Raw genomic sequence first — 21,491 nt, forward strand, 5'->3', positions numbered from 1 at the left:
GGAGGTCACCCCCCGGCCAGCGCGGGCACGGGCTGCGCCAGGGCCCGCACGGCGGCGCGCAGCCAGTCGCGCACCTCGCCCGGCGAGCCCAGGCGCGCGCGCGCCTGCGTTGGGCCTTCGCCCACCTTCACGCCCAGGCCGCCCAGCGCCTGCACGGCGGCGAAGCCCGCCTCGTCGGTCACGTCGTCGCCGATGAACAGGGGCACGCGGCCCGCGAATGGCGCCTGGCGCATGAAGTCCGCGATCGCGCGGCCCTTGCTCGGGCCGGCGGGCTTGACCTCCAGCACGCACTTGCCGCGCATGAGCTCCGCGCCGCGCACCCTGTGCATGGCCTGCGCCAGCGCCCGCAGGCACAGCGCCTCCAGGTGCGGCGCCTGCCGGTAGTGCAGCGCGATGCCGGCGCTCTTGACCTCCACGAGCAGCTGCGGGTGGCTGGCCACGAGCGGGCGCAGGGCGCCCAGCACCGCCGCAAGATCGATCGCGTGCGCGCCGCCGGCGCGGCCGCTGCCCAGGCGGTACTGTGCACCGTGCTCGCAGGCCAGCGGCAGGCGCAGGGGGCGCAGGAATCGGTCGATGTCGGCCTCGGTGCGGCCGGTGGCGATGGCCATCGCGCCGCCGAGCGCGGCGTGCAGGTCGCGCAGGCTGTCTATCACCTCGGGCTGCACCCGCACGGCGCCGGGCTGCGCGGCGATGTCGGCCAGGGTGCCGTCGAAGTCGAGGAACAGCGCGTGGTTCGCGGTGGGCAGGGGGGGTATGGGCATCGCCGTCACCTTAGCCACTTCAGGGCGCGCGGGCTGTAGGCCATCGGCGCATTGGGCCTGGAAAGAACAGTAGTTCACAGTTTGTTGCTCTGTGGGCCCATTCGGGCGTGGCGCCCGTTGAAATCCGCGCCCCGGCCCGCAGATGGCCCCCATGACCACCGAAGCACTGCACATCGTCTGTCCCCACTGCCACACCACCAACCGCGTGCAGGCCGCGCAGCTGGGCAGCGCGCCCGACTGCGGCAGCTGCCACCGCCCGCTGTTCACGGGCGAGCCGCTGGCGCTGGACGCCGCCACGTTCGACCGGCACGTGGGGCGCAGCCACGTACCCGTGGTGGTGGACTTCTGGGCGCCCTGGTGCGGCCCGTGCCGCCAGATGGCGCCGGCCTTCGCGCAGGCGGCGCGTACCCTCGAACCCCATGTGCGCCTGGCCAAGCTCGATACCGAGGCGCACCCGCAGATCGCCGGGCGCTACGGCATCCGCAGCATCCCGACCATGATCCTGTTCAAGGGCGGGCGGGAGGCGGCGCGCGTCTCGGGCGCGCTGGGCGCGGCCGACATCGCGCGCTGGGTGAATTCAGTCGGCTAATGTGGCCAGCCAGTCGGCCACGGCCTGCACGCGCGCGGCGTGGATCATCTCGCCCACTTTTTGGCCCGTAACGCCCATGGATGCAGCGCAGGCAGCTATCACGCTGGTAGCAACCGATTGCACCGCCGCCAGCGCCGCGTTCAGGCGCGCGCGCTGCGGGTAGGGCGCGTCCTCGAAGCCCAGGCGCCCGCGCGCGTCGCATTCGCAGGCCAGCAGGATGTCGTCCAGCCGCGCGGGCTTGCGGATCGCGTCGCAGCGCTCCAGCAGGCGCACCAGCGCGGCCGCGCCGAGCTCGCCGCTCCTGTGGATGTTGCCGTGCTCGCGCGCCACCACGTCGGCCAGCTCGCGGCAGTCCACGGGCACGCGCAGGCGCTCGGCCACGGCCTTGAGCAGTTTGCCGCTGCGCTGCTCGTGGCCGATGTGGCGCGGCAGCACGTCGGCCGGCGTCGTGCCCTTGCCCAGGTCGTGCGTGAGGCAGGCGAAGCGCACGGCCAGCGGCGCCGAGAGGCGCGCGGCCATGTCCAGCACCATCATCAGGTGCACGCCGGTGTCCACCTCGGGGTGGTGCTCGGGGCGCTGGGGCACGCCCCACAGGCGCTCCACCTCGGGCAGCACCACGGCCAGCGCGCCGCACGCGCGCAGCACGTCGAACATGCGCGAGGGCTTTTCCTCCATCAGCCCGCGCGAGAGCTCCTGCCATACGCGCTCGGCCACGAGGTGGTTGGCCTCGCCGGCCTGCACCATCTCGCGCATCAGCGCCATCGTCTCGGGCGCGACCGTGAAGTCGGTGAAGCGCGCCGCGAAGCGCGCCACGCGCAGGATGCGCACGGGGTCTTCGCGGAAGGCGTCGGTCACGTGGCGCAGCACGCGCCGCTCCAGGTCGCGCGCGCCGCCATAGGGGTCGAAAAGGCCCTCGGCGCCTATCCAGTCTGCGCTGGCAGCTATCGCATTGATAGTGAGGTCGCGCCGCGAGAGATCTTCCTCCAGCGTCACGTCGGGCGAGGCCTGCACGACGAAGCCGCGGTAGCCGCGCCCGCTCTTGCGCTCGGTGCGCGCCAGCGCGTATTCCTCGTGCGTCTCGGGGTGCAGGAACACGGGAAAGTCGCGCCCCACGGGCACGAAGCCGCGCGCCACCATGTCCTCGGGCCGGGCGCCCACGACGACCCAGTCGTGGTCATTGACGGGGCGGCCCAGAAGCCGGTCGCGCACGGCGCCGCCCACCATGTAGATTTGCATGGATCGAGTGTATCGGCGCCATCTAAGATGGATACCCCGGGCCTTGCCCTCGCAACGTTTTCCGCCATGGACCTGATCGGCGAGCATGCTTCCATCGTGGCCCTGCGCCAGCTGGTGCTGCGCGTGGCCCGCAGCAAGGCCAGCACGGTGCTCATCTACGGCGAGACCGGCACGGGCAAGGGGCTGGTGGCGCGCATGCTCCACCGGCATTCCGAGCGCTGCGAGCGGGAGTTCATCGACATCAACTGCGCGGCCATTCCCGGGGACCTGCTGGAGTCGGAACTGTTCGGCTACGAGCGGGGCGCGTTCACGGGGGCCGCGGGCAAGAAGGAAGGCCTGATCGAGTCGGCCAACGGGGGCACGGTGTTCCTCGACGAGATCCGCGAGCTCGATCCCGTGATGCAGGCCAAGATCCTCACCCTGCTGGATACCCGGCGCTTTCGCCGCCTGGGATCGGTGCATCCGATCTCGGTGGACGTGCGCTTCATCGCCGCGACCAACAGGATCCTGCTATCGGAGGTCAAGGACGGCAAGTTCCGGGACGACCTGTACTACCGGCTGCAGGTGATCGCCATCAATATCCCGCCGCTGCGCGAACGCGGCGACGACATCTTCATCCTGGCCGACCGCTTCCTGGCCAAGTACAACGCGGTGTACGGCAGCACGGTGCGCAGGCTGTCGCCGGAGGTGGAGCAGATCTTCCGCGCCTACCAGTGGCCGGGCAACGTGCGCGAGCTGGAGAACCTGCTGGAGCGCATCTGCATCCTGGAGGACGGGGACTGCGTCGAGGCGTCGCACCTGCCCCAGCGCATCCTGCGCGAGGCGCGGGCTGCGCGCCCGGCCGCGGCTGGTGGCGGCGTGCCGGCGCAGGGCTACCTGGAGGCCACCGCGCAGTTCCAGCGCACCCTGATCGCCCAGGCCCTGGCGCGCGCGCAAGGGCACATGGGAGCCGCGGCCGAGCGCCTGGCGCTCTCGCGGCATGCCCTGCGCCACCAGATGATCAAGCTGGGAATGGCACCGGCAAGGGACGGGGCGGACCAGGTCACTTGATTGCGTGAATATCACGCACGCCGCGTGATATTCACGCGCATATGGCTCGCGGCGACTGCGGGGAGTCTCCAAGTGCCTGAAATAAAAGAGTTTTTTCTGCGTGCCTGACTGGCACGGTGCATGCAATGGGTTCTGCGCACGGACGCCGGGGTATCCGGCGGACCGGCCACAAGGAGAAAACCGCATGCAATCTTTGAAGATCATCTGCCCCAACGGCCACCTGGGCTTTGCGCCCTTGCGCACAGAGAGCTTTCACCTCGGGGTGCAGGCCGGGCCCGACTACATCGCCGCCGACTCCGGCAGCGACGACGTGGGGCCCGTGCCCCTGGGCTCCGACACCTCGACCAGCCCCGAGGCCTGGCAGCGCCACGACCTGGAGGCCATGCTGCTGGCCGCGCGCCGGCTCGGCGTGCCGATGATCATCGGCTCGGCCGGCGACACCGGATCGAACAGTCGCGTGGACCTGTACGTGCGCATCATCCGCGAGCTGGCGCAAAAGCATGGCCTGAAGAAGTTCAAGCTCGGCTACTTCTATTCCGAGGTGGACAAGGAGCTGCTGCGCCGCAAGATGCGCGCGGGCGAGGCGATCCAGGGCCTGGACGGCTTTGCCGACCTGGTGGAGTCCGAGCTCGACGCGACCGACCGCATCGTGGGGATGGCCGGCGTGCACCCCTACATGGAGCTGCTGCGCCAGGGGGCCGACGTGATCATCGGCGGCCGCAGCTCCGATGCCGCGGTGTTCGCCGCGCCCGCGCTGCACCACGGCTTTCCGGCGGACTATGCCTACTACCTGGGCAAGGTGCTGGAGTGCGCGTCGTTCTGCGCCGAGCCCTACGGCGGCAAGGAGACCGTGATGGGCGAGATCTCCCACGGCGACGTGAAGGTGACCGCCATGCTGCCGGCACAGCGCTGCACCATCGCATCGGTGGCCGGGCATGCGATGTACGAGCGCTCCAACCCCTACGACGAATTCTTCGCGGGCGGGCGGCTGGACATGCGCCATTGCCATTACGAGCAGTTCGACGAGCGCACCACGCGCATCACGGGCTCGCGCTTCGTCCCGTCCGAGAAGATCCGCGTCAAGCTGGAAGGCTCGGGCAAGGTGGGCGAGCGCTACGTGGGCCTGTGCGGCATCCGCGACCCCTACACCATCGCCCATGTGGACCGGGTGATCGAATGGGCGCGCGAGCAGGTGCGCGCGCGCTTCGGGGACGGCGGCTACGAGCTGCACTACAAAGTCTATGGCCGCGACGGCGTGATGGGCGAGCTGGAGCCTCTGCGCAACCAGCCGGGCCACGAGCTGTGCGTGATGGTGCAGGGGGTCGCGCCCACGCGGGAGATGGCCGAGGAGGTCACCCTGATCGGACTGCGCCAGATGTTCTACGCGCGCCTGCCCGACGTGAAGGGCACGGCCGGCTCGGTCTCGTTCCCCCTGGACGAGGTGCTGCACGCGAGCGCTGCCTACCGCTGGACCCTGAACCACACCGTGGCCGTGGACAGCGGCCTGGAGCTGTTCCCCACCCACATGACCGAAGCCGGCGCCTGATTCGGAAGATACCCATGACCACGCAGAAACTCAGTGAACTCGCCAAGACCATCCGCAGCAAGAACGCGGGCGTCAACAAGATCACCTTCGACATAATCTTCCGCGATGGCGCCACCTACGAGCGCGTCAAGCGCAGCCGCGTGCTGACGCGCGAAGGCATGGCCGGGCTGTTTCGCATACCGCCGGAACGGATCTCTGACTTCGTCGAATACGACCCCGGCTACGCCATCAAATTCACGATCTACCGCCTGCGGCCCAGCGGCAGCGCGGGCGACGGCGACATCTTCGGCGCGCAGCAGTACGCGCCGCTGCTGGACCTGCCCATCCCCGCCTGACCGCCCATCCCATTGCAACGCGAGAAAAGGACTTGCCATGCGCCATTGGATTGCTTCCCTGGGGCTGCTCGCCGGCCTGCTGAGCGCCGCGGCCGCGCCAACCCATGCCCAGCAGGCGGCCGTGCCCAGGCTGGTGAAGATCGTCGTGCCCTTCTCGGCGGGGGCCAGCAACGACGCGATAGCCCGCGCCATTGCCGTGCCCCTCGCCAGGCGGCTGCACACGACGGTGATCGTGGAGAACAAGGCGGGCGCGGCCGGCGTGATCGGGGCCGACGCGGTGGCCAAGTCGCCCGCAGATGGCTCGGTGCTGCTGCTGACCTCCTCCACCTTCCTGACCGCGGCGGCGACCCAGCCGCGCCTGCCTTTCGATCCGGTCGGCGCGTTCGCGCCGGTGGCCATGGTGGCCCAGGGGCCCCTGGTGCTGGCGGTGTCGGGGGCCGCGCCATTCAAATCGCCCGCCGACCTGGTGGCCGCCGCGCAGGCCAGTCCGGGCACCCTGACCTACGGCAGCGCCGGAGTCGGCTCGGTGGGGCACCTGGCGACGGAGCTGCTGGGCGATGCGGCGCACATCAAGCTGCTGCACGTTCCCTACAAGGGGGCGGCCAACGCGCTGGCCGACCTTGCGGGCGGGCAGATCGACGTGATGATCGGCAACCAGAGCTCCATGGCCGCACTGATGTCCGGCGGCAAGGTGCGGCCGCTGGCCGTAACGTCCCGGCAGGCGCATCCGGCGTTCCCCACGCTGGCGCCGCTGGCGGCCACCGTTCCCGGCTATGCCATCGACATCTGGGTGGGGGTGTTCGCCCCGGCGGGAACGCCGGCGGCGCTGGTGGAGCGCTACAACCGCGAGATCAACGAGATCGCCGCATCCGCGGAGCTGGCGGCCATCCTCAACCCCGACGGTGCGGTGCCCGCAGGGCTGACGGCCGAGGCCTTCGCGGCCCGGCTGCGGGATGAGCTGGGCATGTGGAAGCGGCTGGCGGCGCGCCACAGGATCGTCGCGGAATGACTCAGGCGGCCACCTCGGCCACCAGTGCCGGGTCGAACAGCGGGTTCTCGTTCATCCCGTCCTTGCCGTAGCCGCGCGGGTTGCACAGCACGCGCGTGCCGTGCAGCAGGTAGTCGAAGCTGTCGTGCGTGTGGCCGTGTATCCACAGCCGCGCGCCGCTGGCGGCGACCAGGTTTTCTGCGTCGGACACGAAGATGGCGTTCAGCGGCGAGCCGGCGAAGCGCGGGTGGATGCTGCGCGGCGAGGGCGCGTGGTGGGTGATGACCACCGTGGGCCCGTCGAAGGGCCGCGCCAGCTCGCGCTCCAGCCATTGCACGTTGGCGTCGTACAGCGCGGCCGCATCCTGGGGGCTGAACAGGGGGGCGTCCGGCTGCTCCGTGGTGTGTATGCGCTGGAAGTCGCGCACGAGGCGCCGCGCCTCTTGCATGGCATCGGCGCGCGCCTGGCCCTCGCCGGCGATGCGGAAGTCGCTCCACAGCGTGCTGCCGACGAAGCGCACGCCCCGCAGCGCGAGGCTGCGGTTGTCCAGCAGCTGCACGGGGCCATCCGCGCACAGCGCCCGCAGCGTGCGCGCGGTCTGCTGCAGGCTCGCGCCATAGAACTCGTGGTTGCCCGGCACGTACAGCACCGGCTTGCCGAAGCCCCGGGCCCAGGCGACGGCCTGCTCGGGCCGGGCGATGTCGCCGGCCAGCACGACCACGTCGGCGTCGGTGCGTGGGTGCTCCATGCCCTGCACGCCCAGGTGCAGGTCCGACAGGATGTGCAGTCTCATGGCGGCGTCCCCCGCGGTTCAGCCGCGGCGCGCGCGGTACGGCTCCTCGAAGTCCAGGAAGTCCTGCTCGGCCAGCGCGCCGTCGATCCAGGCCTTGACCCCCGGCAGCTGCCGCACGCGCTGCACGTAGTCGGCGATGGGCCGGGGCAGCGGCAGGGCATAGGTGGCCAGGCGCATGCACACGGGCGCGTAGAACGCATCGGCGATCGTGAAATGGCCGAACAGCATGGGGCCGCCATGGCGCGCGAGCAGCTCGCCCCACATGTCCGCCAGGCGCTGCACGTCGGCGCGCACACCGGCCTGGTCGCGCCAGAGGATGGCGCCCACCTCGGGCAGGCGCGCCTCGATGTTCATGGGGCAGTGGCCGCGCAGCGCGGTGAAGCCGCTGTGCATCTCGGCCGTCACGCTGCGGGCGTGGGCGCGCGCGGCGCGGTCCTCGGGCCACAGCCGCTTGTCGGGGTGGGTCTCGGCCAGGTATTCGGCGATCGCCAGACTGTCCCAGACCGTGAGGCCGCCATCGACCAGCACCGGCACCTTGGCCGTGGGGCTCACGGCCTTGAGCCGGCGCTTGAACTGGGAATTGGCGTCGAAGCTGTCGAAGCGCACGGGCACTTCCTCGAACGCGATGCCGGCCTGGCGCAGCAGCACCCAGGGGCGCATGGACCACGACGAATAGTTCTTGTTGCCGATGTAGAGCTGGAGCATGGCGGGGTTCCTTTCGGTGGATGCCGCAAGAGTGTGGGCCGCTTGTGCTTGTCCATGTCGGGCGAGGAGTTTTCCGATCAGAGCCTGCTCATACGGGCCAGACCACGCCGTTGTCGTTGAGGATGGCGTCCAGCGGCATGTCGTGCGCCTCGGGCTCGAAGTCGTCCAGGTAGCCCTGGGTGAAGCCCAGGCCCACGGTGAAGGGCCGGGGCTGCAGCGTGGCCAGCGTGCGGTCGTAGAAGCCGCCGCCGTAGCCCAGCCGGTAGCCGCCGGGGCCGTAGCCCACGCAGGGCACGAACAGCAGCGTGGGCACGATGACCTCGGTGTCCTTGGGCTTGGGGATGCCGTAGGCGTCCTCCTCCATCTCGCAGCCGGGGTACCAGGCGTGAAAGGTCAGCGTGCGGTGCTGCTTGTTGACCACCGGCAGGCCGATGCGGCGGCGCTGGGGCTCGTCCAGCAGCTCGCCGTCCTCCTTCCAGCGGTGCAGGGCGGGCAGGGGGTCGAACTCGCCCTTGATGGGCCAGTAGGCGCCGATCACGGTGTCCGGGCGGTCCACGAGCCAGATGCGCATCACGCGCTGCAGCAGGTCGGCGCGCCGCAGCCGGTCGGGCATGTCCAGGCGTTGTGCTACCAAAGTGCGGCGCAGGGCTGCTTTGTCCATTACATAATCCCCCAATGCATTGGCTCAAGATTTTGACACCGCTGATCGCAGGGGCCGCGCTGGCCGCCGCCGCCCCGTGGGCCGCGGCCCAGAACCGTGGCGACGATACCCTGCTGGAGATGCAGCAGGCCTTCCGCAAGGGCGACAAGTCAAGACTGACCGCGCTGCTGCCCACGGTGCGCGGCCACCCGCTGGAACCCTGGGCCGCCTACTGGGAGCTGCGCGCGCGGCTGGACCAGGCCCAGAGCGACCAGGTGAACGCCTTCCTGCAGCGCTTTGCCGGCACCTACCAGGAGGACCGCCTGCGCAACGACTGGCTGCTGCTGCTGGGCCAGCGCCGCGACTGGGACCAGTTCGCCGATCTGCACCCGTACTACCGCATGGGCGACGACCGCGAGGTGCGCTGCTACGCGCTCGCCATCGATCAGATCAAGGGCACGGCCGCCGAGGATGCCGGCGCCGAGGTGCTGAGCAACTGGTACGCGCTGCGCGACCTGGACGACGGTTGCTCCAACGCCGCCGCCGAGATGCTGGCGGCCAGGAAGATCAAGCCCCTGGACGTGTGGCGCAAGGCGCGCCTGGCCGCCGAGGCCAACCGCCTGCGCATGGCGCGCAAGGCGGTGGAGATCGTCGCGCCCGACGCCCTGGCGCAGCTGCGCGAGGCGCTGGACTCCCCCACCAAGTACCTCACCGGCCGCGCCACGGCCCGGGGCAAGGAGCGGCAGGAACTCGTGGTGCTGGCCCTGGTGCGCATGGCCATGAGCGACGCCGGCGCCGCGGCGGGCCTGCTGGACAGCAAATGGGGCGTGCACCTTTCGGCCGAGGAGCGCAACTGGCTCTGGGGCCTGATCGGCAAGCAGGCCGCGCTGTCGCTGTCGCCCGATGCGCTCGCCTATTTCGGCAACGTGGGCCGCGACACCGACCTGAACGACGACATGCTGGCCTGGAAGGTGCGCGCCGCGCTGCGCGCCGGCCAGTGGAAGCTGGTGGGCCGCAGCATCGACGCCATGAGCGCCCGCGCGCGCCAGGACAGCACCTGGGTGTACTGGAAGGCCCGCTCGCTCACCGCGGGACGCGCCAGCGAGGAAGACCGCGCCGCGGCGCGCCAGCTGTACGAGCGCATCGCCGGCACCACGGGCTTCTACGAGCAGCTGGCGCTGGAGGAACTGGGCGCACGCGTCACGCCCGCGCCCGCGCCCGCGCCGCTCACCGATGCCGAGAAGGCCGCGGCGCGCGCCAACCCCGGCCTGAACCGGGCGCTATACGCCATCGCGCTGGGTCTGCGCAGCGAGGGCGTGCGCGAGTGGAACTACACCACCAACCTGCACCAGCAGGGCGGCATGTCCGAACGCGAACTGCTGGCCGCGGCCGACCTGGCCTGCGAGCGGCAGGTGTGGGACCGCTGCATCAACACCAGCGAGCGCACGCGCGACGTGATCGACGTGGCGCAGCGCTTTCCCATGCCGTACCAGGCCACCGTGGTGCAGCGCGCCAGGGGCATAGGCCTGGACCCGGCCTACGTCTACGGCCTGATCCGCCAGGAAAGCCGCTTCATCATGGACGCGCGCTCGGGCGTGGGCGCATCGGGGCTGATGCAGGTCATGCCGGCCACGGCGCGCTGGACGGCCCGCAAGATCGGCCTGACGGGCTTCACGCCCCAGCAGATCAACGACCGCGACACCAACATCACCATAGGCACGGCCTACCTCAAGCTGGCGCTGGACGACTTCGACGGCTCCATGCCCCTGGCCGCCGCCGCCTACAACGCCGGCCCGGGCCGCCCGCGCAACTGGCGCAACGGGCCGGTGCTGGACGCCGCCATCTGGGCCGAGAACGTGCCCTTCAACGAGACGCGCGACTACGTCAAGAAGGTGCTGGCCAACACCGTGAACTACGCCGCCATCCTGACCGGCCAGCCGCAGTCGCTCAAGAGCCGCCTAGGGCTGGTGGGCCCGCGCGACGCGCGCGAGCCTGAGCCGAACAAGGACCTGCCTTGATCGGTGTTCGCTATTAAAAAATGAGCTGTAGGCGATTGCCCATCAGGCGCTAAAGCCACTTTTCATACCACGTCGTCGCCCTGCGGCGGCGCCTTGGCTCCGGTGACCATGGCGCGCACCAGGTTCTCGCGGTGCTGCCAGCTTGTCCACAGCATGCCGGCCACGTGCAGCGCGATCAGCGCCAGCAGCGCCCAGCCCAGGCATTTGTGCAGGTTGGCGAGCCAGCCGTAGCCCCAGAACATGTCGGTGGTGTAGAGCCAGCCGGTGAAGCCCAGCAGCCCCAGGTCGGCCAGCAGCGCCAGCACCATCCAGCCGCCCAGCGGGTTGTGGCCGATGTAGCGCGGCGCATGGCCCGCCAGCGCCGCGCGCGCGTAGGCCAGCGCGGCGCGCGGCGCGCGCACGAACTGTGCGAAGCGCGCGTAATGGCTGCCGCGAAAGCCCCAGGCCAGGCGCGCGGCGAGCAGCGCGACGACCACGTAGCCCGTGTTCTCGTGCAGCGGGCCCGTGTCGTCGCTGCTCCACCAGGCCACGGCCACGGCGGCCACCATGCCCCAGTGCAGCAGGCGCACCGGGGCGTCCCACACGCGCATCAGTCTTCCACGCGCTCGAAGGTCTTGGGATCGAAGAAGGCCTCCACGCGCTTGCCGTCGGGGGTCTTGCCGTAGACCTCGTAGCAGGTGTCGGTCTTTTCCATGCGGCGGATGGTCCAGCCTTCCTGGATGAGCTTTTTCTCCAGCTCGGTGTGGGGGCGCCATTCGGCCTTGGGGTATTCCTTGCATTCCACCTTGCCGTGGGCGAAGGCGGCGCCCGCGCTGGCGGCGAGGGCGAGGGCGGCGATGCGGGTGATCCAGCTGGTGGTCATACGGGACTCTCTTTCTTGAGGGGGGTCGGATGGGCTTGAAACCGGCGCTCGTCAAGCCAGCAGACGCCGTGGAGCGGGCCTTGCCCGGCCACTGGCGTCGTCCCCTGGGGGAGGACGCGAAGCGGCTCAGGGGGGATCATGGTTTTGCCCAGCGGCGCAGCAGGTTGTGGTAGACGCCGGTGAGCTGCACGAGCCGCATGTCGTCCGGCGCCACCAGGGGCGTGAGCTGCTGGATCGACTGGTCCAGGTCGAACAGCAGCGTGCGTTCGCTCTCGTCGGCCACCAGGCTCTCGATCCAGAAGAACGAGGCCACGCGCGCGCCGTTGGTGACGGGCGTCACGCGGTGCAGGCTGGTGGAGGGGTAGAGCACCATGTCGCCCGCGGACAGCTTCACCGTCTGCACGCCGAACGGGCCTTCCACCTCCAGCTCGCCGCCCTCGTATTCCTCGGGCTCGGCCAGGAACAGCGTGGCCGACAGGTCGGTGCGCATCTGCTGGCTGCTGCCGGGCAGGTACATGAGCGCGCTGTCCACGTGCGCGCCGTAGGTGCCGCCGCCCGCGTAGCGGTTGAACTTCGGCGGGTAGATGGTGCGCGGCAGCGCGGCGCTGATGAACAGCGGCGTCTGCGCCAGGCGGCGCAGTATCTGCTGGCCCAGGCGCACGGTCAGCTCGCTGCCGTCGGGGATCTGCTGGTTGCGCTTGACGGCCTTGGCCAGCGTGCCCGCGGTGGCGGCGCCGTCGTCCCAGTTGGCGGCGTCCAGCTCCTGGCGGAACTGGCGTACCTGCTCCTTGGTGAGAACCTGGTCTATGGAGATCAGCATGATGGTGTGAGCGTGTCGTGGGTGATGTCGGACAGCCGGGCGCAGCCGGCCTGCGCCATGCAGGCGTGCAGTTCCTCAACCAGCATCTGCAGCATGTGGGCCACGCCCAGGGCGCCGGCCACGGCCAGGGCGTAGACCTGCAGCCGGCCGACGAGCACCGCGTCGGCGCCCAGGGCCAGGGCCTTGAAGGCGTCCTGGCCGCTGCGCACGCCGCCGTCGAGCAGCAGGGGGTAGCCGGCGCCCACGGCGGTGCGCAGGGCGGGCAGCATCCGCAGGCTGGCGGGCGCGCCGTCCAGGCTGCGCCCGCCGTGGTTGGAGACGATGAGGCCGGCCGCGCCGGCGGCCTGCAGCTCGCGCGCGTCCTCGGGGTGCAGCACGCCCTTGATCCAGACGGGCAGGCGCGTGCTGGCCAGCAGCCAGCGCAGGTCGTCCCAGCGCGGGGCGTGGCGCATGGCGCCCTGGAAGATGCGGCTTTCGCCCGCGGCCGGCTGGGCCGGCGCCGGCTGCGGGTAGCGCGCCAGGTTGGCGCTCACGCAGTCGGCGGGCATGGCAAAGCCGGCCTGCAGCGCGCCGCGGCTGGCCAGCTGGATGCTGGCGTCCAGCGTGAGCACGATGGCGCGGTAGCCCGCCGCCTCGGCGCGGCGCAGCAGGTCCAGGCTGTGTTCGCGTTCCGGCTGCAGGTAGAGCTGGAACCAGCGCGCCGGGCCGCTGGCCGCGGCGATGTCCTCCAGCGTGCAGGACGACAGCGTGCTCGCCACCAGGCAGCTGCCCGTGGCCTGGGCGGCGCGGGCGGTGGCGATCTCGGCGTCGGGGTGGGCCAGCCGCTGGTGCGCCACGGGCGCCAGCAGCAGCGGGTGGGGCAGGTCCATGCCGGCCAGTTGCAGGCGCGTGTGGCCCGCGCGCACGTCGCGCAGCAGGCGCGGCAGCACGGCCCAGCCCGCGAAGGCGGCGCGGTTGGCGGCCACCGTCGCGTCCCAGCCGCAGCCGCCGGCCACGTAGGCGTGGCGGCCCGCATCCATGGCCTGGGGGGCCAGGCGCTCGTAGTCGATGGCGTTCCAGACGCCGGGGGGAATGCGGTCGGAAGGGCTCATCGAAAACAATAGCTGCTGGCGCTTTCCCAGTAAGCGTTATCGGCCATTTTTGCTTACAAATCCAGGTTCAGCGTCAGGCGCACCGCGCGGCCGTCGCCCTTGTACAGGAAGGCGCCCGAGCGGTACACGGCCGTGTAGTAGTCCTTGTCGGTCGCGTTCAGCACGTTCAGGCGCAGGTCGGCATGCTTGTTGATGCGGTAGCTGGCGAACAGGTCGTACACGGTGAACGAGGGCACGGGCTGCGAGCACATGCCGTTGGCGTAGCCGGCGCCCGTGTCGGGCTGGCCGCCGCAGCGGTCGCTCTCGTAGCGCGCGCCTGCGCCCAGCGAGAAGTCGCGCGTGAGCTGGTACTTGCCCTGCACGCCGAAGGTGCGGTCGGCGAAGTTGGACAGCGGGTTGCCGATGTTGGCGGGATTGACGGAGCCCAGCACCTTGGACTTCATGAAGGCCATGCCGGCCTGCATCTGCAGTTGCTTGGTCACGTTGCCCGCCAGCCCGAATTCGATGCCCTGCACGCGGTTCTTGCCGGTGTTGAACATGCCTGCGGAGTCATAGCCGGTGTTGCCTGGCGCGGCTTCCATCACGTCCTTCTTGGTCGTGCGGAAGGCGGCGGCCGTGAGCAGCAGCTTGTCGTCCAGCAGGTTCCACTTGGTGCCGATCTCGAAGTTCTGCGAGGTTTCCGGCTTGGCGTTGGCGTTGCCGAACCTGTCCACCACCAGGCCGCCGTAGCCTGCGCTGGTGCCCACGTCGGACTCGCCGCCGTTGATGTCCTGCGCGGTGCCGTAGCTGGCGTAGACCATGCCCATGGGGTTGATCTTGTAGCTCACGCCCAGGTGGCCGTTGAGCAGCGTGTCGTTATAGCCATAGTCGGCGGTTTGCGCGCCGGTGCCGGCGTTGTACGTGGACAGGCTCAGGTCGGTGTGGTCGGCGCGCAGGCCGCCGAACAGCGTCCACCTGTCGGTCAGGTCCACCGTGTCCATGACCGACAGCGCGAAGGTCTTCACGTGCCAGTCGCGGCTCATGGCGTTGCGGTCGTAGCTGCGGCCGGCCAGGTCGCCCAGGTTGGGCAGCAGCACGCCGTTCGCGTCGGTCATGCAGAACCCGTTGTTGCTGGTGGCCGTGGCGCTGGTGCGGCAGTTGGGCGTGCCGGCGGAGGTGACGCGGTAGTTGCCGGACTTGACGCGGTGGTTGGTGTACTCGAAGCCGAAGATGAACTCGTGCTTGAGGCCGCCGATCTCCTTGTCCCAGCGCAGGTTGTCCTGGTGGGCGAAGTACTTCACCTCCTGCCAGCCGGTGTGGCCGCCGTCGATGGCGGGGCGCTGCGCGGTGGCGTTGAACGATGCGCCGGTGGTGGCGTAGCCGTTGTCGGACTGGCCGTAGCGCGTCAGGCTGGTGAGCCTGACGTTGGGCGCGAAGCGGTAGTTGATGCGCGCGGTGGCCGTGTCCACGTCGGACTGCAGGAAGTCGTTGCCCTGCGCGTAGACCGGCACGCCCGTGGCCGGGCGGCGGTTGGGCACCGTGCCCACGAGGTAGCCGCCCAGGTCGGGGTGCTTGTCCTTGGCGCGCAGGCCGTAGTAGTCCAGCGTGACCGACAGGTCGCTGTTGACCTCCCACAGGCCCGACAGCGCCAGGCCGTCGCGCCGGCGCCGCGAGGGGCTGCGGTCCGGCACGTCCTCGCCCGCGGTCAGGGCATTGGCGCGCAGCGCGAACGTGTCGCTGAAGGCCTTGTTCATGTCCATGGTCAGGCGGTGGTGGCTGTCCGTGCCCACGCCGGCGGAGACGCGCGTGAAGTCGTAGTCCAGCGTGGCCTGCTTGGTGATGGCATTGATGGCGCCGCCAGCGCTGCCGCGGCCGGCGAAGCTGGAGTTGGGACCCTTGGTGATTTCGATCTGCTCGACGGCGAAGCTCTCGCGCGTGGTCATGCCGGGGTCGCGCAGGCCGTCCACGAACACGTCCGAGCGCGCCTCCTGGCCGCGAATGATGTAGCGGTCGCCGAAGGCGTTGCCGTTCTCGCCCGTGCCTAGCGTGATGCCGGGCTGGGCCGCCAGGATCTGCTTCAGGTCGGTGGCGCCGGAGTCGTCGATGGCCGACTTGGTCACCACCTGGATGGTCTGGGGCGTCTCGGCCAGCGGGCGCGTGTGGCGCGTGTCGGCCGAGGTCTTGGCCTTGTAGGGCGCGCCCACCTCGGCGTTGGGATTGGGGTCTATGGCCTGTTCCTGCACGGTCACGGCGGGCAGGGTGTGGAGGGGCGCCGGCGCCTGCTGGGCCATGGCCGACAGCGGCAGCAGGGCGGCGGCCATGCGCAGGTTCTTGGGTTTCTTGATGGAGGAAAAAGACGGCATGTTGCTCCGGACGGTAGTTGAATTCCGCGAGCAATTATTGTTGCAAATCAATCGCATTTAAAAGAATGAATGCGAAAAATTTGCATTAGCGGATCGGAGGTGCGATCGGAAAGCCGGTTTGTTGCCATATGGCAACGGGTACGCCGCGCGGATTTCAGGCGTTGTGCAGCATCTCGCCCTCGCGCCGGGCGGCGCCGCCGTCCACGAGCTCCTGCACCATCTCGGCCGTCCACTGGACGGCGCTGCGGTCGGCGAAATAGCGGCCATGCAGCCGCGCGTAGTACGGCGTGGCGGCCAGCCAGGCTTGGACCTGCGCCAGCGGCGCCTGCTGCCATTCGAGCAGCTTGTATTTGAGCAGCACCTTGGCCGCGTGGCGTGCGTGCTTGATCGGGTCGGCCTCGAAACCTGCCAGGCGCCGGCGCGCGCGCGCGATGGCCGCCGGCACGCCGCCGAACACGCTGCCGTGGCCGGGGATGACGGTGAGCGGATCCAGCTGCTCGATCAGGTCCAGCGTGGCGCCCACGTCGGCGAAGGCGTGCGCGCCGTCGAGTTCGGGAAAGACCACGCCGAAGCCGTTCTCCCACAGCGCGTCGCCCGAGATCAACACACGCGCGCGCGGCTCGAACAGCAGCACGGCGTGCGGGTCGTGGCCGGGCGCGGCATGCACCTGCCAGGCGCTGCCGCCCAGCGTCAACTCGCTGCCGGGCATGAGCCTGCCGTCGGCGCGAAAGCGCGGGCAGTCCTGGCCCGTGGGCTCGTAGCTCAGGGCCACCGGGTCCCAGGCCTGCACCTGGTCCCATTGCCCGGGGGGAATGTGCGTGATGAGCCGTGGCCAGCGCGCCTGCAGCGCCGCATTGCCGCCGCAGTGGTCGCTGTGCAGGTGGGTGTTCAGCAGCCGGTCCAGCGGCCGCCCCTGCAGGCCCGATTCCACCAGCGCCACGGTCTGCGCCGCGTGGGCGCAGTAGCCGCTGTCGACCAGCACCGTGGCGCCGTGCCCGTGGAACAGCACGTTGTTGGCCGACAGCCAGCCGCGTTCGAAAACGGTGATTTCGGGCGGAAGGGCAGGTGGTTCAATCGGCATAAGCTATCGTTTTTGTAGTTACTTGCTGGCGCGCAGCTCGCGCCGCAGGATCTTGCCCACGTTGGTCTTGGGCAGTTCGTCGCGGAATTCGATGTATTTTGGCCGCTTGTAGCCCGTCAGGTGCTGATGGCAGTGGCGCTCCACCTCGTTCTCGGTGAGCGCGGGGTCGCTGCGCACCACGAAGACCTTGATGGCCTCGCCCTGCTTGTCGTCGGTCACGCCTACGGCCGCGCATTCGAGCACGCCGGGGCACTGGGCCACCACCTGTTCGAGCTCGTTGGGATAGACGTTGAAGCCGCTCACCAGGATCATGTCCTTCTTGCGGTCCACGATGCGGGTATAGCCCTGCGCATCCATGACGCCGATGTCGCCCGTGCGCATGAAGCCGTCCGCCGTGAAGGCGCGCGCGTTCTCCTCGGGCTGGTTCCAGTAGCCGGGCATGACGTTGGGGCCGCGTATGCAGATCTCGCCCGGCTGGCCCAGGGGCAGGCTGGCGCCCGCGTCGTCCTTGATGGCGATGTCTATGCCCGGCAGCGGCAGGCCTATGCTGCCGTTGAAGGCCTGGCTGTTCACCGGGTTGTTCGTGCCAATGGCGCAGGTCTCGCTCATGCCCCAGCCCTCGATCATGGTGTTGCCCGTGAGCCGCTTCCACTGTCCGGCCGTGGCCTCGCTGGCCGCCATGCCGCCGGCCTGGGACACGCACAGCTGCGAGAAGTCGAGCCGGCGGAACTGCGCGTTCTGCAGCAGCGCGTTGAACAGCGTGTTCACGGCCGGCAGCAGGTGGAAGGGGCGCTTCTTCAGCACCTGCACGAACTTCGGTATGTCGCGCGGGTTGGGGATCAGGGTCAGGTGCGAGCCCTGGCGTATCGCCAGCAGGCACAGTGTGAGCGCGAAGATGTGGTACAGCGGCAGCGCCGCGATGCTGTTGATGCGGCGCGTGTCGCCCACCCGGGCCAGCGCGGGGCCGAACCAGGCCTCGGCCTGCAGCGTGGCGGCGACGATGTTGCGCTGCGTCAGCACCGCGCCCTTCGAGAGGCCCGTGGTGCCGCCCGTGTACTGCAGGAAGGCCGGCGTGTCGGGCGTGACCCGCGGCGGGTTCAGGCGCCGGCGCGCGCCCAGCGCCAGCGCGCGCCTGAAGGGCAGCACCTGGCGCCCGCCCGACAGCGGCAGCGCGTAGGCCGGCACCATCTTGGCCAGGTGGCGCACGGCGAAACTGATCCAGCGCCCGCGCCAGGGCCCGAGCAGGTCGCCCATGGAGGCGACCACCACGTGCCGCACGGCCGTGTCCTCGATCACCTCGGCCAGCGTGTGGGCGAAGTTCTCCAGGATCACGATGGCGCAGGCGCCCGAGTCTTGCAGCTGGTGCGCGAGCTCGCGCGCCGTGTACAGCGGGTTCACGTTCACGCAGGTGTAGCCCGCGCGCAGCACGGCCGCCATGGTCACGGCGAACTGCGGCACGTTGGGCAGCATGATGGCCACGCGCGCGCCGGGCTCCAGGCCCTGGCCCTGCAGCCAGGCGCCGAGCCGGGCCGACAGGCGGTCGAGCTCGCCGTAGCGCATCCAGCGGTCCATGCACACGGAGAACGGGCGGTCGGCATGGCGGCGAAACGATTCCTCGAGCATCTGCGCCACGGATGGGTAGGCGTCGGCGTCCACCTCGTGGGGTACGCCGGGGGGATAGTTCCTGAGCCAGATGCGGTCCATGCGGTGATCCTGGTGAGAATGGGCATGATGATTGTCGAAGCGGCGCCACGGTGGCCCCATCGGGCTTGTCCCGGGGTCGGTCGCGCAGGAGACAGATGGAACACGGGGCGGGGAGGAGCACCATGACGAACGCACGCTGGCAGCGCTGGCTGGTGGCTCTGCATTGGCTGCTGATGGCGGCGTGGGTGCTGGGCTTCTGGCGACGCTCGCCGGCCCTGGCGCTGGCGGGCTTGGCGGCCGTGCCGCTGCTGTCGCGGCTGTGCATGCTGCCGCAGTTCCTGCTCATGGCCTGGGTCTGCCGGCACGATGAGACGCCGCGCCCGGGGCCGGCGCAGCTGCTGCGCGCCTGGTGGGCCGAGTCGCGCTGGGCGGCCCTGGTGTTCGGCTGGTGGCAGCCGTTTCGCGAGCGGGCCGTGGCTGACTGGCTGCCGCCGCCCGGCGCGGGCACGCCGCGCGGCGTGGTGCTGGTGCACGGCTTCCTGTGCAACCGCGCGTTCTGGACGCCGTGGTTCGCGCTGCTGCGCGCGCGCGGCCATGCCTTCGTGGCCGTGACGCTGGAGCCGGCCTTCGGCTCCATCGACGGCTACGCGCCCGCCATCGACGCGGCCGTGCGCCGCGTCGCCGAGGCCACGGGCCGCGCGCCGCTGGTCGTGGGCCACAGTATGGGCGGCCTGGCCATCCGCGCCTGGCTGCGCGCCGTGCCGGGGGCCGACGCGCGCGTGCACCGCATCGTCACGCTGGGCACGCCGCACCACGGCACCTGGCCTGCGGCGCACGCGCGCAGTACCAACGGCGCCCAGATGCGCCTGCACGGCCCCTGGGTGCGGCAGCTGCGCGCGCAGGAGCCCCCGGGCCGCGCGGTCCTGTTCGTGTGCTGGTACTCCAACGGCGACAACGTGGCCTACCCGCCGGCCGCCGCCATGCTCGAGGGGGCGGACAACCGCTTCATCGCGGGCGTGGCGCACGTGGAGATGGCCTTCGACCCGCGCGTGCTGCGGGACTGCCTGGCGCTGCTGGAGGCGTGAAACCGGTGCCGTCCAAGCCTGCCTGCGCAGGCTTGGACGGCACCGAAGGGCTGCCGCCTCTGGCGGGCGGCACGGAGGCGCGTCAGCGCCTCAGGAGGGGCTTTATTTCCAGCGCCGAAGTACCAGGCTGGCATTGGTGCCGCCGAACCCGAAGCTGTTGGACAGCACGGAGGTCAGATCGGCATCGCGCGTCTGCATGACCAGGGGCATGCCGCCCAGCTGCGGGTCGGGGGTCTCGACGTTGACGGAGCCAGCGATGAAGCCCTTGTTCAGCATGATCAGGCAGTAGATCGCCTCCTGCACGCCGGTGGCGCCCAGCGAGTGGCCGGTGAGCGACTTGGTGCTGGAGAACGGCGGCACGGCGTCGCCGAACACGGCCTGCATGGCGCGCACCTCCTGCATGTCGCCCACGGGGGTGGAGGTGCCGTGGGTGTTGATGTAGTCGATGGGGCCGTCCAGGCCTTCCATGGCCTGGCGCATGCAGGCGATAGCGCCGTCGCCCGAGGGGGCCACCATGTCCTCGCCGTCGCTGGTGGCGCCGAAGCCCACGACCTCGGCCAGGATGGTGGCGCCGCGGGCCTGGGCGTGCTCCAGGCTCTCGAGCACCACGGCGCCGCCGCCGCCGGCGATCACGAAGCCGTCGCGGTTCGCGTCATAGGCGCGCGCGGCCTTCTCGGGCGTGGCGTTGTACTTGGCGGACATCGCGCCCATGCCGTCGAACAGCAGGGCCATGCCCCAGGACAGCTCCTCGCCGCCGCCGGCGAACATCACGTCCTGCATGCCCCACGCGATCTGCTGCGCCGCAGCGCCGATACAGTGCGCGGACGTGGAGCAGGCCGAGGTGATGGAGTAGTTGATGCCCTTGACCTTGAAGTTGGTGGCCAGGCACGCCGAGACGGTGCTGCTCATGCAGCGCGTGACCTGGTAGGGCCCGACGCGGCGGATGCCCTTCTCGCGCAGCGTGTCGGCGGCCTCGATCTGGTTGGCCGGCGAGCCGCCGCCCGAGCCCATGATGAGGCCGGTGCGCGGATGGCTGACCTGGGAGGGCGTGAGGCCGGCCTGCGCGATGGCGTCCTCGAGCGCGATCTGGGCGTAGGCGGCCGCGTCGCCCATGAAGCGCAGCTGCTTCCTGTCGATGCGCGCCTCGATGTCGATCTCGGGCACGCCAGCCACCTGGCTGCGCAGGCCCAGCTCGGTGAACTTCGGCACTGCCTTGATGCCGCTCCTGCCTTCGCGCAGGGCAGACTCCACGGTCTGCAGGTCGTTGCCGATGCACGAGACAATGCCCGCGCCTGTGATCACCACCCGTCTCTTGCTCATGCTGCGACTCCTCGTCAGTCGCCCTCGCGCAGGAACAACCCCACGCGCAGGTCGTTGGCCACGTAGATTTCCTTGCCATCGGCAAGCAGGCGTGCGTCGCCGATGGCCATGTTGAGCTTGCGCTTGATGACGCGCTTGATGTCGATCTCGTAGGTCACGAGCTTCACATCCGGTCCCACCTCGCCGGTGAACTTGACCTCGCCCGCCCCCAGGGCGCGTCCGCGCCCCGGCAGGCGCAGCCAGGTCAGGTAGAAGCCGATGAGCTGCCACATGGCGTCGAGCCCCAGGCAGCCGGGCATCACCGGGTCGCCCTGGAAGTGGCAGGCGAAGAACCACAGGTCGGGCTTCACGTCCAGCTCGGCAACGATTTTCCCGAGGCCATGCGCGCCGCCGTCGGCATCGATGTGCGTGATGCGGTCGAACATCAGCATGGGGGGCAGGGGCAGGCGCCCGCTGTCGGGGGTGAACAACCGGCCCTCGCCGGAAGCAATCAGTTGTTCGTAGGAAAAGGAATCGGCCATTGTCAGACGTGTTTGTTGGAATCCGCTGGCCACCAGCCAGCGCCGCAAAGGTGCCCATTATCCC

Annotated in this window: 21 protein-coding genes; 7 read left to right on the forward strand and 14 right to left on the reverse strand. The window is 70.1% G+C overall.

What is annotated here, in order from left to right:
• Positions 1-5 precede the first annotated feature (5 nt).
• Positions 6-761: a trehalose-phosphatase gene (otsB, locus tag ALIDE2_RS02815; RefSeq protein ID WP_013721339.1), complete on the reverse strand. Its 756-nt coding sequence runs from the start codon at positions 759-761 to the stop codon at positions 6-8.
• Between the two features lie 142 nt (positions 762-903).
• On the opposite strand from otsB, the gene trxC reads away from it, so the two are divergent.
• On the forward strand, positions 904-1,350 hold the full coding sequence (gene trxC, locus ALIDE2_RS02820) for a thioredoxin TrxC (RefSeq protein ID WP_013517498.1): 447 nt from the start codon (positions 904-906) through the stop codon (positions 1,348-1,350).
• Here the strand turns inward: trxC and ALIDE2_RS02825 are convergent.
• On the reverse strand, positions 1,339-2,586 hold the full coding sequence (locus tag ALIDE2_RS02825; protein ID WP_013721340.1) for a multifunctional CCA addition/repair protein: 1,248 nt from the start codon (positions 2,584-2,586) through the stop codon (positions 1,339-1,341). The genes trxC and ALIDE2_RS02825 overlap by 12 nt on opposite strands.
• A 66-nt stretch (positions 2,587-2,652) precedes the next feature.
• Between ALIDE2_RS02825 and ALIDE2_RS02830 the strand changes: the two genes are divergently transcribed.
• From ALIDE2_RS02830 to ALIDE2_RS02845, 4 genes are all read left to right on the forward strand, one after another.
• Entirely contained in the window at positions 2,653-3,636 is a 984-nt protein-coding gene (locus ALIDE2_RS02830; RefSeq protein ID WP_013721341.1) for a sigma-54 interaction domain-containing protein, read from the forward strand.
• Positions 3,637-3,820: 184 nt separating this feature from the next.
• Positions 3,821-5,182, forward strand: a complete 1,362-nt coding sequence (locus tag ALIDE2_RS02835) for an acyclic terpene utilization AtuA family protein (RefSeq protein ID WP_013721342.1) — start codon at positions 3,821-3,823, stop codon at positions 5,180-5,182.
• Between the two features lie 14 nt (positions 5,183-5,196).
• The gene (locus tag ALIDE2_RS02840; protein WP_013517502.1) at positions 5,197-5,517 is read left to right on the forward strand and encodes a DUF4387 domain-containing protein; all 321 of its coding nucleotides are present in this window, start codon (positions 5,197-5,199) and stop codon (positions 5,515-5,517) included.
• Positions 5,518-5,554: 37 nt separating this feature from the next.
• Positions 5,555-6,526 carry a tripartite tricarboxylate transporter substrate-binding protein gene (locus tag ALIDE2_RS02845; protein WP_013517503.1) on the forward strand — a complete coding sequence of 324 codons (972 nt, stop codon included), beginning with the start codon at positions 5,555-5,557 and terminating at the stop codon, positions 6,524-6,526.
• Between the two features lies 1 nt (position 6,527).
• On the opposite strand, the gene ALIDE2_RS02850 is transcribed toward ALIDE2_RS02845, so the two are convergent.
• The 3 genes from ALIDE2_RS02850 to ALIDE2_RS02860 form a co-directional block, all read right to left on the reverse strand.
• Positions 6,528-7,298, reverse strand: a complete 771-nt coding sequence (locus ALIDE2_RS02850) for a metallophosphoesterase (protein WP_013721343.1) — start codon at positions 7,296-7,298, stop codon at positions 6,528-6,530.
• Between the two features lie 18 nt (positions 7,299-7,316).
• Positions 7,317-8,003, reverse strand: coding sequence for a glutathione S-transferase family protein (locus tag ALIDE2_RS02855; RefSeq protein WP_013517505.1), 687 nt, complete (start codon positions 8,001-8,003; stop codon positions 7,317-7,319).
• An 88-nt stretch (positions 8,004-8,091) separates the two neighbouring features.
• Entirely contained in the window at positions 8,092-8,664 is a 573-nt protein-coding gene (locus ALIDE2_RS02860; protein WP_013517506.1) for a 5-formyltetrahydrofolate cyclo-ligase, read from the reverse strand.
• 14 nt (positions 8,665-8,678) lie between these two features.
• Here ALIDE2_RS02860 and ALIDE2_RS02865 point away from each other — a divergent pair, with 14 nt between their 5' ends.
• Positions 8,679-10,661: a lytic transglycosylase domain-containing protein gene (locus ALIDE2_RS02865; protein ID WP_013721344.1), complete on the forward strand. Its 1,983-nt coding sequence runs from the start codon at positions 8,679-8,681 to the stop codon at positions 10,659-10,661.
• A 62-nt stretch (positions 10,662-10,723) separates the two neighbouring features.
• On the opposite strand, the gene ALIDE2_RS02870 is transcribed toward ALIDE2_RS02865, so the two are convergent.
• The 7 genes from ALIDE2_RS02870 to ALIDE2_RS02900 all read right to left on the reverse strand — a co-directional run bounded on the left by ALIDE2_RS02870 (position 10,724) and on the right by ALIDE2_RS02900 (position 18,561).
• Complete coding sequence (locus ALIDE2_RS02870) at positions 10,724-11,251, reverse strand: cytochrome b/b6 domain-containing protein (protein ID WP_013721345.1); 528 nt, start codon at positions 11,249-11,251, stop codon at positions 10,724-10,726.
• Positions 11,251-11,523, reverse strand: a complete 273-nt coding sequence (locus ALIDE2_RS02875) for a PepSY domain-containing protein (RefSeq protein ID WP_013721346.1) — start codon at positions 11,521-11,523, stop codon at positions 11,251-11,253. Before ALIDE2_RS02875 ends, ALIDE2_RS02870 begins: the two co-directional genes overlap by 1 nt.
• Before the next feature lie 136 nt (positions 11,524-11,659).
• Positions 11,660-12,343, reverse strand: a complete 684-nt coding sequence (locus tag ALIDE2_RS02880; protein ID WP_013721347.1) for a Fe2+-dependent dioxygenase — start codon at positions 12,341-12,343, stop codon at positions 11,660-11,662.
• Positions 12,337-13,434, reverse strand: coding sequence for an alpha-hydroxy acid oxidase (locus ALIDE2_RS02885; protein WP_013517511.1), 1,098 nt, complete (start codon positions 13,432-13,434; stop codon positions 12,337-12,339). Before ALIDE2_RS02885 ends, ALIDE2_RS02880 begins: the two co-directional genes overlap by 7 nt.
• A 53-nt stretch (positions 13,435-13,487) precedes the next feature.
• Positions 13,488-15,776, reverse strand: a complete 2,289-nt coding sequence (locus ALIDE2_RS02890; protein WP_013721348.1) for a TonB-dependent receptor — start codon at positions 15,774-15,776, stop codon at positions 13,488-13,490.
• Between the two features lie 154 nt (positions 15,777-15,930).
• Positions 15,931-16,857 carry an MBL fold metallo-hydrolase gene (locus ALIDE2_RS02895; RefSeq protein WP_013721349.1) on the reverse strand — a complete coding sequence of 309 codons (927 nt, stop codon included), beginning with the start codon at positions 16,855-16,857 and terminating at the stop codon, positions 15,931-15,933.
• Positions 16,858-16,875: 18 nt separating this feature from the next.
• A complete protein-coding gene (locus ALIDE2_RS02900; RefSeq protein WP_013721350.1) occupies positions 16,876-18,561 on the reverse strand; it encodes an AMP-binding protein in 1,686 nt (561 codons plus the stop codon).
• Positions 18,562-18,683: 122 nt separating this feature from the next.
• On the opposite strand from ALIDE2_RS02900, the gene ALIDE2_RS02905 reads away from it, so the two are divergent.
• Positions 18,684-19,586 (forward strand): esterase/lipase family protein, encoded by a 903-nt coding sequence (locus ALIDE2_RS02905; protein ID WP_013517515.1) that lies wholly within the window; start codon positions 18,684-18,686, stop codon positions 19,584-19,586.
• Positions 19,587-19,688: 102 nt separating this feature from the next.
• On the opposite strand, the gene fabB is transcribed toward ALIDE2_RS02905, so the two are convergent.
• Complete coding sequence (fabB, locus tag ALIDE2_RS02910; protein ID WP_013721351.1) at positions 19,689-20,906, reverse strand: beta-ketoacyl-ACP synthase I; 1,218 nt, start codon at positions 20,904-20,906, stop codon at positions 19,689-19,691.
• Between the two features lie 14 nt (positions 20,907-20,920).
• Positions 20,921-21,427: a bifunctional 3-hydroxydecanoyl-ACP dehydratase/trans-2-decenoyl-ACP isomerase gene (gene fabA, locus ALIDE2_RS02915; protein WP_013517517.1), complete on the reverse strand. Its 507-nt coding sequence runs from the start codon at positions 21,425-21,427 to the stop codon at positions 20,921-20,923.
• Between the last annotated feature and the right edge of the window lie 64 nt (positions 21,428-21,491).

This window comes from Alicycliphilus denitrificans K601, assembly GCF_000204645.1.
Lineage (GTDB): Bacteria > Pseudomonadota > Gammaproteobacteria > Burkholderiales > Burkholderiaceae_C > Alicycliphilus > Alicycliphilus denitrificans.

Bases quoted from the DNA above. Each gene is read 5' to 3' on its own strand.
- otsB (WP_013721339.1), bottom strand. From the start codon at position 761: ATGCCCATACCCCCCCTGCCCACCGCGAACCACGCGCTGTTCCTCGAC.
- trxC (WP_013517498.1), top strand. From the start codon at position 904: ATGGCCCCCATGACCACCGAAGCACTGCACATCGTCTGTCCCCACTGC.
- ALIDE2_RS02825 (WP_013721340.1), bottom strand. From the start codon at position 2,586: ATGCAAATCTACATGGTGGGCGGCGCCGTGCGCGACCGGCTTCTGGGC.
- ALIDE2_RS02830 (WP_013721341.1), top strand. From the start codon at position 2,653: ATGGACCTGATCGGCGAGCATGCTTCCATCGTGGCCCTGCGCCAGCTG.
- ALIDE2_RS02835 (WP_013721342.1), top strand. From the start codon at position 3,821: ATGCAATCTTTGAAGATCATCTGCCCCAACGGCCACCTGGGCTTTGCG.
- ALIDE2_RS02840 (WP_013517502.1), top strand. From the start codon at position 5,197: ATGACCACGCAGAAACTCAGTGAACTCGCCAAGACCATCCGCAGCAAG.
- ALIDE2_RS02845 (WP_013517503.1), top strand. From the start codon at position 5,555: ATGCGCCATTGGATTGCTTCCCTGGGGCTGCTCGCCGGCCTGCTGAGC.
- ALIDE2_RS02850 (WP_013721343.1), bottom strand. From the start codon at position 7,298: ATGAGACTGCACATCCTGTCGGACCTGCACCTGGGCGTGCAGGGCATG.
- ALIDE2_RS02855 (WP_013517505.1), bottom strand. From the start codon at position 8,003: ATGCTCCAGCTCTACATCGGCAACAAGAACTATTCGTCGTGGTCCATG.
- ALIDE2_RS02860 (WP_013517506.1), bottom strand. From the start codon at position 8,664: ATGGACAAAGCAGCCCTGCGCCGCACTTTGGTAGCACAACGCCTGGAC.
- ALIDE2_RS02865 (WP_013721344.1), top strand. From the start codon at position 8,679: ATGCATTGGCTCAAGATTTTGACACCGCTGATCGCAGGGGCCGCGCTG.
- ALIDE2_RS02870 (WP_013721345.1), bottom strand. From the start codon at position 11,251: ATGCGCGTGTGGGACGCCCCGGTGCGCCTGCTGCACTGGGGCATGGTG.
- ALIDE2_RS02875 (WP_013721346.1), bottom strand. From the start codon at position 11,523: ATGACCACCAGCTGGATCACCCGCATCGCCGCCCTCGCCCTCGCCGCC.
- ALIDE2_RS02880 (WP_013721347.1), bottom strand. From the start codon at position 12,343: ATGCTGATCTCCATAGACCAGGTTCTCACCAAGGAGCAGGTACGCCAG.
- ALIDE2_RS02885 (WP_013517511.1), bottom strand. From the start codon at position 13,434: ATGAGCCCTTCCGACCGCATTCCCCCCGGCGTCTGGAACGCCATCGAC.
- ALIDE2_RS02890 (WP_013721348.1), bottom strand. From the start codon at position 15,776: ATGCCGTCTTTTTCCTCCATCAAGAAACCCAAGAACCTGCGCATGGCC.
- ALIDE2_RS02895 (WP_013721349.1), bottom strand. From the start codon at position 16,857: ATGCCGATTGAACCACCTGCCCTTCCGCCCGAAATCACCGTTTTCGAA.
- ALIDE2_RS02900 (WP_013721350.1), bottom strand. From the start codon at position 18,561: ATGGACCGCATCTGGCTCAGGAACTATCCCCCCGGCGTACCCCACGAG.
- ALIDE2_RS02905 (WP_013517515.1), top strand. From the start codon at position 18,684: ATGACGAACGCACGCTGGCAGCGCTGGCTGGTGGCTCTGCATTGGCTG.
- fabB (WP_013721351.1), bottom strand. From the start codon at position 20,906: ATGAGCAAGAGACGGGTGGTGATCACAGGCGCGGGCATTGTCTCGTGC.
- fabA (WP_013517517.1), bottom strand. From the start codon at position 21,427: ATGGCCGATTCCTTTTCCTACGAACAACTGATTGCTTCCGGCGAGGGC.